Source organism: Reyranella humidisoli, assembly GCF_019039055.1.
Taxonomy (GTDB): domain Bacteria; phylum Pseudomonadota; class Alphaproteobacteria; order Reyranellales; family Reyranellaceae; genus Reyranella; species Reyranella humidisoli.
This window is the reverse complement of record NZ_JAHOPB010000001.1, coordinates 300930-314164: the sequence shown is the minus strand read 5'-3', so window position 1 is coordinate 314164 and position 13235 is coordinate 300930. Positions and strand designations below refer to the sequence as shown.

Genomic DNA, 13235 nt, shown 5'->3' with positions numbered 1-13235 from the left:
GATCAGGCCGCCAGCAGCAGCGTCCGCACGATCGGAAGGGTCACGAAGGCCAGGATCGTGTCGACCATGATGACGAAGGCCAGGGTCTCCTCGTCGAGCTTGAACTTGCCGGCGATGATGAAGGACAGGAGCTGGCTGGGCATCGCGGCTTCGAGGATGGCGGCATTGCTGTAGACGCCGGCGACACCGAACGGCGTGACGGCGAGGAAGACGACGAACGGCGCGAAGGCCAGCTTGATCGCCGACACGGGGATGGCCAGCGCCATCAGCTTAGTGGCCGAGAAGCGCAGCGCCATGCCGAGCGACAGCATCATGATGCCGCTCACCGCCACGGCGAGGATCGAGGCGGTGTCCATGACCATGGCGGGGCAGGGGATGCCCGACGATTTCCAGAGGACCGCGACCAGCAGCGCCCAGAGCGGCGGCAGCTTCAGCGCCTCGTATGCCGTGCGCCGGAAGGTGATCGGCTCCTGGCTTCCATAGGCGATGGCGATCATGGCGCCGAGCGTGAGGTTGAGCGACGACTTGGTGACCTCGAACAGGACCGAGACTTCGGAGACCTGGTCGGCCTGGCCGGGAAAGATGCCGAGCAGGACCGGCAGGCCGAGATAGGTCACGTTGCCGAAGGCGGCGCCCAGCATCATCGCGCCCTTGGTCGGCCCGGGAATCGGCAGGAAGTGAAAGACGAGGAAGCCCACCGCGAGGCAGGCCAGCGTGCCGGTCGCGGCCAGGGCGGGAATCTCGAGGAAGAGCCGGCTGATCGTGCCGTCCATCACCGTCCGGAAGACGAGCGCGGGCAGGAAGACGTAAAGCACCAGCTTGTTCATCGACTGGCGCGTCTGCTCCATGCCGGGAATGAAATGGCGGAGCAGGGCGCCCAGAAAGGCAATGGCGGCGAGGGGCAGGAAGGCGGCGATCATCGTTCGCGAAGTCTATTCGATGAAATTCACCCGGGGCCACAATTTGCGCCAGCGCTTGGCCTCGACCCGCGCCCGGTACTCGTGCAGCCGGCTGCGCCCGAACGCTGTCGGGCGGCAGCGCAGGTTCAGCAGATCGTCGGTGCCGAGCGGCGCGATGACGGTGAGTGCGTCGTCGACTTCTAGGCGCACGCCGATTCCGGTCACCGACTCCAGCCAGTAGACCATCGAGTCCGCCGTGTCCCGATGCGGCGGCAGCTCCTTCCAGACATGCATGCGCGCCTGGTTGCGAACCTGCCAGGGCAGGCTGGGCAACAGCCTGCCGAGGCGCTGCTCGAACGCCGCCTCGCTCTCCCGCGAGACATCGCCCGCGTCGAAATAGATGACGTCGATATCCACAGGCTCGCGCGGCGGTACGATGCCGTGCAGATGATCCCAGACGCGATTGCGCACGAATCCCGCGGCGATGCACCAGTCCGGCAGGTCGAGGGAGCGCACCGCACGAAGCTGTTCCATTGCGATGGCGTCATCTGCGATGATGCGGGCGACGAGCGCTGAACTTTGGGACATGGCCCAGTCTAGCCGGCCTCGATGGGGATAATGCCGAGCTTTCGATTCGAACTGCGGTGCGAGGGGCGTGTTGCCGGCATCGACGAAGTCGGGCGCGGCCCGCTGGCCGGTCCGGTGGTCGCGGCGGCCGCCGTGATCGATCGCACGCGGGCGGCGCGCAAGCTGCTGCGCATGATCGACGATTCCAAGAAGCTGACGCTCGAACAGCGCGAGGAGGCCTACGAGGCCATGATCGCATCGGGCGTCGTGCAGTTTGCCGTCGCCGAGGCGAGCGTCGAGGAGATCGACCGCATCAACATCCTGCAGGCGACCTATCTCGCGATGCGCCGCGCCGTGCGGGCGCTGGCCGAGCAGCCGGAAGTCGTGCTGATCGACGGCAATCGCGCGCCACCGCAACTGGGTTGCCGCGCCGAGACCATCGTCGGCGGCGACGCGCATTCCTACTCGATCGCTGCCGCCTCGATCTTCGCCAAGGTGACGCGCGACCGCTACATGCACGCGCTCGCGCTGACCTATCCGGGCTACGGCTGGGAGACCAACCGTGGCTACGGCAGCCAGCAGCATCTGGAGGCGCTGTCGATGCTGGGGCCCACGCCGCACCACCGGCGCAGCTTCGCGCCCGTGACGCGTCTGGTCTGACGCGATGGGCCTCACCTCGATCCGCAATCTCGACTACGTGGTGCTGCTCTGCGAGGACCTCGCCCGTGCACAGCAGTTCTATCTCGACGTGATGAAGTTCCGTATCGAGCGCGAGACGCCGCGCTGGGTGAGCTTCCATGTTGGTTCTGGCTTGCTCTGCCTGCGACAGCGCACGCTTGAGGGCGTCTTCCAGGACGGGCCGGGCGCCCCGTCGGGCTCGGCCTCGGTGCAGCTCGCCTTCAGGGTCGCGCCGCCCGAGATCGACGAGATCCAGGCCGAGCTGGCCGCCGCCGGAGTCGATCTCATGGGCCCGCCGCGCGACATCCCGGCCTGGGGTCATCGCGCGATCTTCTTCCGCGATACCGAGAGCAACGTCATCGAGATCTATGCCGAAGTCTGACGGCCGGAGAAACAGAACATGCTCAAGCTCTACTACGCCGCAAGTTCCTGCGCGCTGGCCACGCACATCGTGCTCGAGGAAGTCGGCGCCGATTATTCGACGCAGCGCATCGAGTTCGCGAAGGAACAGCAGAAGTCGCCCGAATTCCTGAAGATAAATCCGAAGGGACGCGTGCCGGCGCTCGTGACCGACAGGGGCATCCTGACCGAGACGCCGGCGATGCTGGTCTATGTCGCACAGAGTTTCCCGGCTGCCGGGCTGGCGCCGATGGCCGATGCGTTTGCCTTCGCGCGGATGCAGTCGTTCAATTCCTATCTCTGCTCGCATCTGCACGTGGCGCACGCCCATCGCATGCGCGGCCATCGCTGGGTCGATGCCGACGACGCCCATTCGATCGCCGCCATGCGGCGCAAGGTGCCGGAGACGGTCGGCGGTGCGTTCGAGATGATCGAGCGCGACATGCTGGAGGGGCCCTGGGTCATGGGCGACACCTACACGATCTGCGATCCCTACCTCTTCACGCTCGCGCAATGGATGGAGAAGGACGGCGTCGATCTCGCGCGTGTGCCGCGCGTGGTCGATCATCGCCACCGCATGTCCGAGCGACTGGCCGTGAAGAAGGCGATCGCCGAGGAAACCGCCTGAGAGGAGGAGGTCCCGTCATGTACAGCCGCGTCACGTCGCTGATGCTCGTGCTGGGCCTCTCGATCGCCAGTGCGGCGTCGGCCTTTGCCCAGCAGGCGCAGGTTCCGCCGCCGTCTCCGAGAGAGGCGATCGAGAGGAGCAAGGAGGCCGCTGCGGAGCGGGCCCGCGCGATGGGGCCCGAACTGAAGGCCCTGCGGGACGAGATGACGGCGCAGGTCGGTGAGCTGCGGGCGCTCGTCGACAAGAAGGTCGATGAGGCCGGGCACAAGGCGATGACCTATGCGATATGGGCCGCCGTGGGCTTCTTCGCGCTGATGGTCCTCGCCTCGGTGCTGGGAGGCGTGATCGTCGCGTTGCTGTTCCGACGCAACCGCGCCTAACCCGCGATCACCAGGTCGCTCGCCTTCTCGGCGACCGCCGTCACGGCGGCATTGCACATCGAAGCGGGCAGGCCGGGCAAAACCGAGGCATCGATGACGCGCAATCCCGCGATTCCCTTCACGCACAGGCGCTCGTCGACGACGGCGCCGATGCGGCAGGTGCCGACGGGATGGTGGAACGAATCCGTCGCGCGGCGGATGAAGTCGTGGCGGCCGGCGTCGGTCGTCCAGGCCGGCCCGGGATAGACTTCCTTCGACCGCCAATCGTCGAACGCCCTCGCCGCGCCGATCTCGCGCGCGATCTCGACACCCTTCGCCAGCACCGCGAGATCGTCGGGCTCGGACAGGTAGCGCGGATCGATGATCGCCGCGGCCCGCGGATCGCTGGAGGCCAGCCTGACGCTGCCGCGGCTGCGGGGACGCAGATGGCAGGGCACGAGGACGTAGGCCGGCGCGGACAGGGGACCGACGGTCGGCCGCACGAACGGCACCGACAGGCACATGACGAGAATGTCGGGGCTCTCTCCGGGAGTCGCGTGCGGCACGTACAGAAGCGAGTCCGCATGATTGTAGCGCGAGGCTGGAACCTCGCGGCGCGCCTGGTAGGCCACGCCGGCCAGCAGCAGATGATCCTCCAGATGGCGACCCACGTCGGGCAGGTTGACGGCGCTCGCTATTCCCAGTGCGCGCAATTCGTCGGCCGGACCGATGCCCGACAGCATCAGCAGGCGCGGCGAATCGATCGCGCCGGCGCAGAGCAGGACGTCGCCCTCGGGCCGCACGACGCCCTCGGGCAGGCGCACGCCGAGGCACCGGCCCCGCTCGATCTCGAGGCCGAGCACCTGCACGCCGGCGAGCAGATCCACCTGCACCTCTGCGGGACCGCTTGCGAGACTGTCCAGGTAGGCCGTCGCGGCATCGGCGCGCGCATGGCCCGCGATGCTGAGCTGGTTCCAGCCGACGCCGGTGGTGAGTTCCCCGCCGACGTCGGGTGTCGTCGGGAATCCCGATTGCTGCGCGGCGGCCATGAAGGCCTCGGCGACCGGCGTGCGGTCCGCAACGTCGGCCAGCGACAGGACGTGCAGGGGGCCGCTGCCGCCGCGCCATGCATTGGCGCCACCAGAGAAGGTTTCGGCGCGCCTGAAGTAGGGGAGCAGATCGGCGTGACGCCAACCCGCCGGCCAGCGGTCGTAGGCGGCCGCATGTCCGCGCTGGTAGGCCAGCGCATTGATGATGCTCGACCCGCCGACCGCCTTGCCACGTGGGCAGGTGATGGTGCGACCGTCCAGTCCGGGCTGCGGCGTCGTCTCGTATCGCCAGTCCAGCGTGCTCTCCTGGAGGCTGGGCCAGGCCGGCGGGATCGCCACGGCCGGCAGGGTGGACCGCATGCCGGCCTCGATCAGGAGCACCCGACGCCCGGCTCGTCCCAGCCGATGCGCCAGAACGCAGCCCGCCGATCCCGCGCCGACGATCACATGGTCGTAGGCCGCGCGCAGTTGGCCGTGCGACGCGAGGGTGCGGACCCCGGAGGCCGCATGGGCCGGAGTTGAAAGACCTGAAAGCGCCAGGCCGCCGGCCATCGCGGCGCCGATCGCTTCGCGGCGCTTCAGCCTGCCCCTGGGGTCATCGTCCGTGAAAATGGGTGTCTCGTTCATGCCGCCCCATCATGCCTCGCTCCAGTTATAGTGGTCGGCTGTAGGTTTTTCGACTCGATCTAGTGTCTAAGCAATTGATTCAATTAGATTCTTGACCGGGCAAGGCTGTGGACTCATCTTCCACCGATGCCTGTGGATAAAATTGATCGCGTGCTCGTCGGCGACTGTATCGAACTGATGCAGGCCCTGCCCGAGGCTTCCGTCGACATGGTCTTCGCCGACCCGCCCTATAACCTCCAGCTCGGCGGCGACCTGCTGCGTCCCGACAACAGCAAGGTCGATGCGGTCGACGACGACTGGGACAAGTTCGGAGACCCCTCCGAGTCCGTCGGGGCAAGCTTCGCGCTCTACGACAAGTTCACCCGCGCGTGGCTGGCGGCCGCGCGGCGCGCGCTGAAGCCCGAGGGCACGCTCTGGGTGATCGGCAGCTACCACAACATCTTTCGCATCGGCACGGCGCTGCAGGACCAGGGCTTCTGGCTGCTGAACGACATCGTGTGGCGCAAGTCGAACCCGATGCCGAACTTTCGCGGCAAGCGCTTCACCAACGCGCACGAGACGCTGATCTGGGCGGCGCGCGACAAGGCGGCCAAGCGCTACACCTTCAACTACGATTCGATGAAGGAGCTGAACGAGGGCGTGCAGATGCGCTCCGACTGGCTGCTGCCGCTCTGCACCGGCGGCGAGCGCCTGAAGGGCGACGACGGCAAGAAGGCGCACCCGACGCAGAAGCCCGAATCGCTGCTGTTCCGCTGCATCATGGCCGCGTCCAATCCCGGCGACACGATCCTCGATCCGTTCTTCGGCACCGGTACGACCGGCGCCGTGGCGCGCCGCCTCGGCCGCCGCTTCATCGGCCTGGAACGCGATCCCGACTACGCCGCCATCGCGCGCAAGCGCATCGCCGAGATCGAGCCGCTGGCAGCCGAGGACGTGACGCCCAAGCCCAGCAAGCGCGCCGAGCCGCGCATCCCGTTCGGCGTGCTGATCGAGGCGGGCCTGCTGCAGCCCGGCGCGGTCCTGTCCGACCCGAGCGGCCAATTGCACGCCCGCGTGCGCGCCGACGGTTCGCTGTCGGCCTCGAATTCGCTGGGCGACCATCGCGGCTCGATCCACCAGGTCGGCGCGGCGGTGCAGGGTGCGCCCGCGTGCAACGGCTGGACTTTCTGGCACATCGACGTCGCCGGCGCGCGCCGCCCGATCGACCATCTCCGCCAGCAGGTCCGCGCGGGTCTTTAGGCAATATCCGTCGTCTCGACCGAAGCGCCCCCTCGGATGCCCTCGGGGCAGGCTCCAGCGCGGAGTGGAGGGACCTTTTCTCCACGAATAGCCGACTGATTGTGGAGAGAAGGCCTCTCCACTTCGCCTCGCTACGCTCGGCTCCGGTCGAGGCGACGGGCTCTTTTTGATGTAATCCTAAGCCTTGACGGCGTGCTCGATCACCTTGCGCATGACGGTGGGCAGGGCGCGTTCGTCGAGTTTGTCGAGTTCGCACCAGCTCGTGCCGGGCGCCAGCCCGGCGAGCCGCCCCGTCGTCGCGATGGCGCGGGCTATGGTGAGTTCGAGATGGAAGTGCGTGAAGGTGTGGCGGACGAGACCGTCCATCACCGTCCAGCGCGCCGGTACCGGTGCCTCGGCCAGCGACGTGGCCGCCGCGAACGTGCCCTCGCGCCACGGGCTCGAGGGAACCTCGTCCATGCCGCCCAGCAGTCCCTTGGTCGGCCGCTTGCGCAGCAGCACGGCGCCGTCCTTGCGCAGCAGCACGAAGGCGAGGCCGCGGCGGGTCGGCTTCTCGGCCTTGGGCGCGCGGCGCGGCAGCTCCTCGGCGAGGCCGAGCTTGCGGCCTTTGCAGTTCTGCATCAGCGGACAGATCACGCAGCGCGGGGTGCGCGGGATGCAGACCGTGGCGCCGAGATCCATCATGGCCTGCGCGTAGTCGCCGGCACGCTGCTGCGGCACCAGCCGGGCGGCGCGGACCTGGATGTCGGGCTTGGCGTCGGGCAGCGGCGTCTCGATGGCGTAGAGCCGCGCGATCACCCGCTCGACGTTGCCGTCGACCGCCGAGGCTGGCTGGTCGAAGGCGATGGCCCGAATGGCGCCCGCCGTGTACCGGCCGATGCCGGGAAGGGCGAGCAGGCCGGCCTCGTCCTCGGGAAAGCGGCCGCCATGGGTGCCGGCGACGACTTGGGCGCAGGCATGCAGGTTGCGGGCGCGGGCGTAGTAGCCGAGGCCCGCCCAGGCCGAGAGCACGTCGTCGAGCGGAGCCTCGGCCAGGGCCTCGACGGTCGGCCAGCGTTCGAGGAAGCGGTGGAAATACTCGCCCACCGTGGCGACGGTGGTCTGCTGCAGCATGATCTCCGAGAGCCAGACACGGTACGGCGCCGTGCGCTCTCCCGGGGCTGCGCGCCAGAGGAGGGTGCGACGATGTCGATCATACCAGGCGAGCAGGCGGTCGGCGTGAGTCATGGTCAGCTTCGGGGGCGTGGCCTACCATACGGAGCGGCGTTTGAAAGGGTCCATGCGCGAAAACGGCTTCCGTGCGATCGGCGGTCTGGCCCAGAAGCTCACCTCCGGCATCGCCCGCGAGGGCGGCAAGGCCGGCCGTGGCGCTTCCCTGATGCGACTGAAGGCCGATTGGCCGGCGGTCGTGGGGCCGGAACTCGCCCGCACGACGCGACCCGACGCGATCCTCGCGGGACGCGGCGCGCGCGCGGGCAAGGCGCTGCGGTTGAAGGTCTCGGGCGCCGCCGCCCTCGAAGTCCAGCACAGGAGCGGTCAGATCGTGGAACGGGTGAATGCCTATTTCGGGCACAGGATGATCGACGACGTGAGACTGGTGCAGGGGGTGATCTCCGCGCCGCGGCCGGCCCCCCGGGTGCCGCGGCCCGATCCCGCCGTCGAGCAGGCCATGGCCCAGCGGGCCGCCAATGTGAAGGACCCCGACCTGCGGGCGGCGCTGGCGCGGCTCGGCGCGCGCATCGCGACGGACCGGCGCGGCTTCCTGCTCGGCAGCCTGGGCGCCCTTGCCGCGCTGGGCCTCGGCGACCGGGCAGAGGCGCAGCGGCAGTTCCTCGAACCGCTGCCCGGCGATCACGTGCTGGGCAAACCCGACGCGCCGAACGTGCTGATCGACTACGCCTCGTTCACCTGTCCGCACTGCGCGACCTTCAACGCCGCGGTGATGCCGGCGCTGAAGCGCGACTGGATCGACACCGGCAAGCTGAAGCTGGTCCATCGCCACTTTCCCTCGGATGCCATCGCCACGCGGGCGAGCCTGCTGGCCGAGTGCGCAGGTCCGGACAAGTTCTTTGCCGCCGTCGACACGATCTTCCGGACGCAGGTCCAGTGGATGACCGCGCCGGACCCTGCGGCGGAGCTGATGACGGTGCTGGCCGGGCTGGGAGTCGGCGAGGCCGAGGCCCAGGCCTGTCTCGCCAATGACCGGCTTTTGGACAAAGTCATCGGCGACGTGCAGTCCGGGCAGGCGCTGGGGGTCAATTCGACCCCCACCGTGTTCATCAACGAGCAGCCGTACGGCAATCCCGGCGGCATCGACGCGATCGTAGCGATTTTACGCCAGGTGGGACGGTAAACGTTTGACTCCCCACAGGCGTAATTCCCAAGATGTAGTGGAGAGGGTAGGGGCAAATGCGGAATATCTTGATCGTCGCCGGCGGGGTCGTGGCGGTGGCTGCGATTGCGGCTGGCGTCTATTTCGGCACCCGTCCGCCTGCGGCCGGCCCGGCGCCGGTTGCGGCCGCGTCGGCCCCCAACAAGGCCGCCCTCGAAAGCGTGCAGCCCGGCGACCACGTGCTGGGCGATCCGAAAGCGCCGATCACGGTAATCGAGTACGCTTCACTGACCTGCTCGCACTGTGCGCATTTCCACACCCAGGTTCTGCCCGAGATCAAGAAGAAGTGGATCGATACCGGCAAGGTGAAGCTGGTCTATCGCGACTTCCCGCTGGATCAGGTAGCCGCCAAGGCTGCCCAGATCGCGGAATGCGCCGGCAACGACCGCTATTTCGGCGTGCTCGACCTCGTCTTCCGCAGCCAGCCGCAATGGGCCGCCTCTGCCGATCCGCTGGCCGAACTGGCCAAGCCGCTGCGCATCGCCGGCCTCGGTGAGAACGAGATCAAGGCCTGCCTCGCCAACGAGGCGATGAGCAACGCGGTCATCAACGACTACAAGGGCGGCGAGACGATGGGCGTCAATTCGACGCCGACCCTGTTCATCAACGGCCAGCTCTATCGCGGCGCGCGCTCGGTCGACGAACTCGACGGCGTGTTCGCCAAGCTCGCCAAGTAGGCATTCGGGCAAGTAACCAGACAGGCGTGGTGTAATGGTCCAGTTCGACAAGCTCCGGCTCTCCGGCTTCAAGTCCTTCGTCGATCCGACAGAGCTCACGATCGAGCCTGGCATGACGGGGATCGTGGGGCCCAACGGCTGCGGCAAGTCGAATCTGGTCGAGGCCCTGAAGTGGGTGATGGGCGAGACCTCCGCCAAGCAGATGCGCGGCAGCGAGATGGAAGACGTCATCTTCGCCGGCTCCGGCCAGCGGCCGGCGCGCAACATCGCCGAGGTGATGCTGTCGCTCGACAACAAGACGCGCACCGCGCCGGCGATGGTGAACGACACCGACCAGCTCGACGTCGTGCGCCGCATCGAACGCGGCCACGGTTCGGCCTACTCGGTGAACGGCCGCGAGATCCGCGCCCGTGACGTGCAGACGCTGTTCGCCGACGCCGCCACGGGCTCGCGCTCCACGGCGCTGGTCAGCCAGGGTCGAATCGGCACGCTGATCAACGCCAAGCCGGCCGACCGCCGCTCGGTGATCGACGAGGCCGCCGGGATCACCGGTCTTTACGCCCGCCGTCACGAGGCCGAGCTGCGCCTGCGCGCCGCCGAGCAGAACCTCGCCCGCGTGCAGGACGTGCTCGTCGCGCTCGAAGAGCAGCACAAGGGACTGAAGCGCCAGGCCCGCCAGGCCAGCCGCTATCGCAACCTGTCCGACCATATCCGGCGCGCGGAAGCCGCCGTGCTGGCGCTGAAGCTGGCGAATGCCGAGCGCGATCTGGCGGATTCGGGGGAGCGCCTGAAGGAGGCCGAGGCGCAGGTCGCCGACCTGACGCGGCTGGTCGGCCTCGCCACCACCGCTCAGGCCGAGGCCGCGACGGCGCTGCCGCCGCTGCGCAACGACGAGGCCGCCGCTGCGGCCGGCCTGCAGCGCCTGCGTGTGGCACACGATGCGCTGACCGCCGAGGCCGAGCGCGTCGCCGCGGCGCAGTTCCAGGCGGAAACCCGCCTGCAGCAGACCGTGCAGGATCTCACGCGCGAGCAGGGCCGCAAGAACGACGCCGAAACCGCCATTGGCGATCTCGAAACCCAGCGGGGCCGCCTCGAAGAGGAGCGCGTGGGCGAAGAGGAGCGTGCCGAGGCCGCCGGGCAGGCGCGCGACGAGGCGCGCACCGAGACGAACGCTGCCGAGGCCGAGCACGACCAGCTGACCCGCCAGATCGCCGACGACGAAGCGCTGCGCCAGAGCGTGTCGCGCGAGATCGCCGAACTGCAGGACCGGCTGCGCCGCCTGTCGTCGCGCCGTGACGAGGTGTTGGCGCAGCAGCACCAGCTCGAAACCGAGCTCTCGAATCTGCCGGCGCTGCCGGAGGTCGAGGCCGAGCTCGAAGCCGCCCGGGTCGCGCTGGAAGAGACGCGCCTCAGCAGCCAGGAGGCCATCGAAGCCGCCCGCGAGGCCGAGCGCTACGAATCGGACGCCGCGCGCCTGGCCGTCGCCAAGGCCGAAGCCGAGCGCCTCGACATGGAGCGCGCCCGCGCCGCCGAGCGCGAGGCTGCCGAAGCGAGCCACGCCGCTGCCGTCGAGACGCTGCAGAAGACCAATGCGCGGCTGACCAAGCTGCGCGCCGAAGAATCGGGTGTCGCCGCCGCGCTGAAGTCGGCGGCCGACTCGCTGTGGCCGCCGCTGCTCGACGCGCTGAGCGTCGAGCCCGGCTACGAAAAGGCGCTGGGCGCGGCGTTCGGCGACGAACTAGAGGCCTCGTCCGATCGTGGCGCGCCGGTGCACTGGTTACCGCTCGATCCGATGGCCGACACGCCTGCCCTGCCCGAGGGTGCGACCCCGCTCGGCGCCCATGTCGGGGCACTGCCGGAACTGGCCCGCCGTCTCGCCTTCATCGGCATCGTGGCCAACGACGAAACCGGCGCGGCGCTGCAGTCGAGCCTGAAGCCCGGCCAGCAGCTCGTCACCCGCGAAGGCGCCGTCTGGCGCTGGGACGGTTACACGATGCGCGCCGGCGCGCCGTCGACCGCCGCCGTGCGGCTGAGCCAGCGCAACCGGCTGGCCGAGCTCCGCTATCAGATCGACGGCGTCGTCGCCGAGCAGACGATCGAGCAGGCCCGCGTCGATGCCGAGAAGACCTGGCTCGCTGCGGCCCGCGATGCCGAGAAGACCTGCGTCGACCAGGCCCGTGCCAACGAGCGCAGCGTGGCCGACGCCGCGCGCCGCAAGGCACAGGATGCCGGCGAGGCGACCCGCGCCGCCGAGCGCGCCGCCCAGGCGGCCATCGGGACCGCCGAGCGCCTGGCCACGCAGGCGCGCGACCGTCATGTCGAGATCGCCCGTCGCACCGACCAGCTGCGCACGCGCCTCAACGGCATCGAGACGGTGGTGACCGAGGTGCTGGGCGACATCGCCGAAGTCGAGATGCGCCGTACCTTCCGCGAGGCGCGCCTGTCGTCGATCTCCGATACCCAGGCCGATCGCGCCGCCGCCGGGTCGCTGCGCGTGCGTATCGCCGAGCTGCGTGCCGCGCTGGTCGAGGCCGAGGGCCAGTGCGACCGCCTCGCGCGCGAATCGAAGATGCGGGTCGAGCGTCTGGCCCAGATCGCGCAGGACCACGAAGGCTGGAGCAAGCGCCTGGCCGAGGCTGACGGCCAGATCGTCGAACTCGACGCGCGCCGCGAGCAGACCGCGGAAGCGATCGCCGAGCTTGCTGCCAAGCCCGCCGAGATCGAGGAGAAGCGTTTCGTTCTCGGCGAGGAAATCGAGAAGGCCGAGACCAACCGCCAGGAAGCCGCCGACCGGCTGGTCATCGGCGAGACGCGCCTCGCCGATGCCGACCGGGCACTGCGTCAGGCCGAGACCGAGATGGGCAACGCCCGCGAGAGCCGCGTGCGCCGCGAGGGCCTCGTCGAGCAGGCGACCAAGGACCGCGAAGCCGTCGTCGAGCGCATCGTCGAGCGGCTGCGCTGCGAGCCCGACGGCGTGGTGGCGCTGGCCGAGGTCCAGTCGCTCGAGGAGCTGCCGGAACTCGACAAGGCCGAGCACAAGCTCGAGCGCCTGGTGCACGAGCGCGAGACGATGGGCGCCGTGAACCTGCGGGCCGAGGAAGAGGCCAACGAACTCGAGCAGCAGATCACCGGCATGACGACCGAGCGCGACGACCTGGTCGCCGCCATCGGCCGCCTGCGCCAGGGCATCCAGAGCCTCAACCGCGAGGGCCGCGAACGCTTCCTCGCCGCCTTCGAGCAGGTGAGCGGCCACTTCCAGCAGCTCTTCACCAAGCTGTTCGGCGGCGGCAAGGCCGAACTGCGGCTCACCGAGTCGGAGGATCCACTCGAGGCCGGCCTTGAAATCCATGCCAGCCCGCCGGGCAAGAAGCTCCAGGTCATGTCGCTGCTCTCGGGCGGCGAGCAGGCCCTGACCGCCCTGTCCCTGCTGTTCGCGGTGTTCATGACCAACCCGGCGCCGATCTGCGTGCTGGACGAAGTCGACGCGCCGCTGGACGATCTGAACGTGGAGCGTTTCTGCGGCCTGGTGAACGACATCGCCGGCCGCACCGACACGCGCTTCCTGATCATCACCCACCATCGCGTCACCATGGCCCGCATGGATCGCCTCTACGGCGTGACCATGGCCGAGCGGGGCGTGTCCCAGCTCGTCTCGGTCAACCTGCAGGAGGCCGACCGGATGGTGGCCTGAGGGCCAGCCGAAAGAGTTCAGCCTAAAACA

At 68.9% G+C, this 13235-nt stretch carries 12 protein-coding genes; 8 read left to right on the top strand and 4 right to left on the bottom strand.

Annotated elements, in window-relative coordinates; genetic code table 11:
* Positions 1–2: 2 nt before the first annotated feature.
* Together KQ910_RS01535 and KQ910_RS01530 are read right to left on the bottom strand one after the other, a co-directional pair.
* Positions 3–920, bottom strand: a complete 918-nt coding sequence (locus KQ910_RS01535; RefSeq protein WP_216956420.1) for an AEC family transporter — start codon at positions 918–920, stop codon at positions 3–5.
* A gap of 12 nt (positions 921–932) precedes the next feature.
* Complete coding sequence (locus KQ910_RS01530; RefSeq protein ID WP_216956418.1) at positions 933–1487, bottom strand: nucleotidyltransferase family protein; 555 nt, start codon at positions 1485–1487, stop codon at positions 933–935.
* Between the two features lie 30 nt (positions 1488–1517).
* Between KQ910_RS01530 and rnhB the strand changes: the two genes are divergently transcribed.
* Genes rnhB through KQ910_RS01510 form a run of 4 tightly spaced genes read left to right on the top strand, consistent with a single transcriptional unit; the run spans position 1518 to position 3551 of the window.
* Entirely contained in the window at positions 1518–2126 is a 609-nt protein-coding gene (gene rnhB / locus KQ910_RS01525) for a ribonuclease HII (protein ID WP_229600294.1), read from the top strand.
* Between the two features lie 4 nt (positions 2127–2130).
* Positions 2131–2526 carry a VOC family protein gene (locus tag KQ910_RS01520; protein WP_216956411.1) on the top strand — a complete coding sequence of 132 codons (396 nt, stop codon included), beginning with the start codon at positions 2131–2133 and terminating at the stop codon, positions 2524–2526.
* A gap of 18 nt (positions 2527–2544) precedes the next feature.
* Complete coding sequence (locus tag KQ910_RS01515) at positions 2545–3171, top strand: glutathione S-transferase family protein (protein WP_216956408.1); 627 nt, start codon at positions 2545–2547, stop codon at positions 3169–3171.
* 17 nt (positions 3172–3188) lie between these two features.
* On the top strand, positions 3189–3551 hold the full coding sequence (locus KQ910_RS01510) for a hypothetical protein (protein ID WP_216956405.1): 363 nt from the start codon (positions 3189–3191) through the stop codon (positions 3549–3551).
* Here KQ910_RS01510 and KQ910_RS01505 read toward each other — a convergent pair.
* Positions 3548–5206 carry a GMC family oxidoreductase gene (locus KQ910_RS01505; RefSeq protein WP_216956402.1) on the bottom strand — a complete coding sequence of 553 codons (1659 nt, stop codon included), beginning with the start codon at positions 5204–5206 and terminating at the stop codon, positions 3548–3550. The genes KQ910_RS01510 and KQ910_RS01505 overlap by 4 nt on opposite strands.
* 126 nt (positions 5207–5332) lie before the next feature.
* Between KQ910_RS01505 and KQ910_RS01500 the strand changes: the two genes are divergently transcribed.
* Positions 5333–6445, top strand: a complete 1113-nt coding sequence (locus tag KQ910_RS01500) for a site-specific DNA-methyltransferase (protein WP_216956399.1) — start codon at positions 5333–5335, stop codon at positions 6443–6445.
* Between the two features lie 177 nt (positions 6446–6622).
* On the opposite strand, the gene mutY is transcribed toward KQ910_RS01500, so the two are convergent.
* Positions 6623–7672 (bottom strand): A/G-specific adenine glycosylase, encoded by a 1050-nt coding sequence (gene mutY, locus KQ910_RS01495; protein ID WP_216956396.1) that lies wholly within the window; start codon positions 7670–7672, stop codon positions 6623–6625.
* 52 nt (positions 7673–7724) lie between these two features.
* On the opposite strand from mutY, the gene KQ910_RS01490 reads away from it, so the two are divergent.
* The 3 genes from KQ910_RS01490 to KQ910_RS01480 are packed head-to-tail and all read left to right on the top strand — an operon-like array spanning position 7725 to position 13205.
* Entirely contained in the window at positions 7725–8798 is a 1074-nt protein-coding gene (locus KQ910_RS01490; protein ID WP_216956393.1) for a DciA family protein, read from the top strand.
* A 56-nt stretch (positions 8799–8854) separates the two neighbouring features.
* Entirely contained in the window at positions 8855–9514 is a 660-nt protein-coding gene (locus KQ910_RS01485; RefSeq protein ID WP_216956390.1) for a DsbA family protein, read from the top strand.
* A gap of 34 nt (positions 9515–9548) precedes the next feature.
* Positions 9549–13205, top strand: a complete 3657-nt coding sequence (locus tag KQ910_RS01480; protein ID WP_216956388.1) for a chromosome segregation SMC family protein — start codon at positions 9549–9551, stop codon at positions 13203–13205.
* Positions 13206–13235 lie beyond the last annotated feature (30 nt).

What these genes read in the sequence shown, in the direction of transcription:
- KQ910_RS01530 (WP_216956418.1), bottom strand. Translation starts at nt 1,487, where the DNA reads ATGTCCCAAAGTTCAGCGCTCGTCGCCCGCATCATCGCAGATGACGCC.
- KQ910_RS01535 (WP_216956420.1), bottom strand. Translation starts at nt 920, where the DNA reads ATGATCGCCGCCTTCCTGCCCCTCGCCGCCATTGCCTTTCTGGGCGCC.
- KQ910_RS01505 (WP_216956402.1), bottom strand. Translation starts at nt 5,206, where the DNA reads ATGAACGAGACACCCATTTTCACGGACGATGACCCCAGGGGCAGGCTG.
- rnhB (WP_229600294.1), top strand. Translation starts at nt 1,518, where the DNA reads ATGCCGAGCTTTCGATTCGAACTGCGGTGCGAGGGGCGTGTTGCCGGC.
- KQ910_RS01485 (WP_216956390.1), top strand. Translation starts at nt 8,855, where the DNA reads ATGCGGAATATCTTGATCGTCGCCGGCGGGGTCGTGGCGGTGGCTGCG.
- KQ910_RS01510 (WP_216956405.1), top strand. Translation starts at nt 3,189, where the DNA reads ATGTACAGCCGCGTCACGTCGCTGATGCTCGTGCTGGGCCTCTCGATC.
- mutY (WP_216956396.1), bottom strand. Translation starts at nt 7,672, where the DNA reads ATGACTCACGCCGACCGCCTGCTCGCCTGGTATGATCGACATCGTCGC.
- KQ910_RS01515 (WP_216956408.1), top strand. Translation starts at nt 2,545, where the DNA reads ATGCTCAAGCTCTACTACGCCGCAAGTTCCTGCGCGCTGGCCACGCAC.
- KQ910_RS01480 (WP_216956388.1), top strand. Translation starts at nt 9,549, where the DNA reads ATGGTCCAGTTCGACAAGCTCCGGCTCTCCGGCTTCAAGTCCTTCGTC.
- KQ910_RS01490 (WP_216956393.1), top strand. Translation starts at nt 7,725, where the DNA reads ATGCGCGAAAACGGCTTCCGTGCGATCGGCGGTCTGGCCCAGAAGCTC.
- KQ910_RS01500 (WP_216956399.1), top strand. Translation starts at nt 5,333, where the DNA reads ATGCCTGTGGATAAAATTGATCGCGTGCTCGTCGGCGACTGTATCGAA.
- KQ910_RS01520 (WP_216956411.1), top strand. Translation starts at nt 2,131, where the DNA reads ATGGGCCTCACCTCGATCCGCAATCTCGACTACGTGGTGCTGCTCTGC.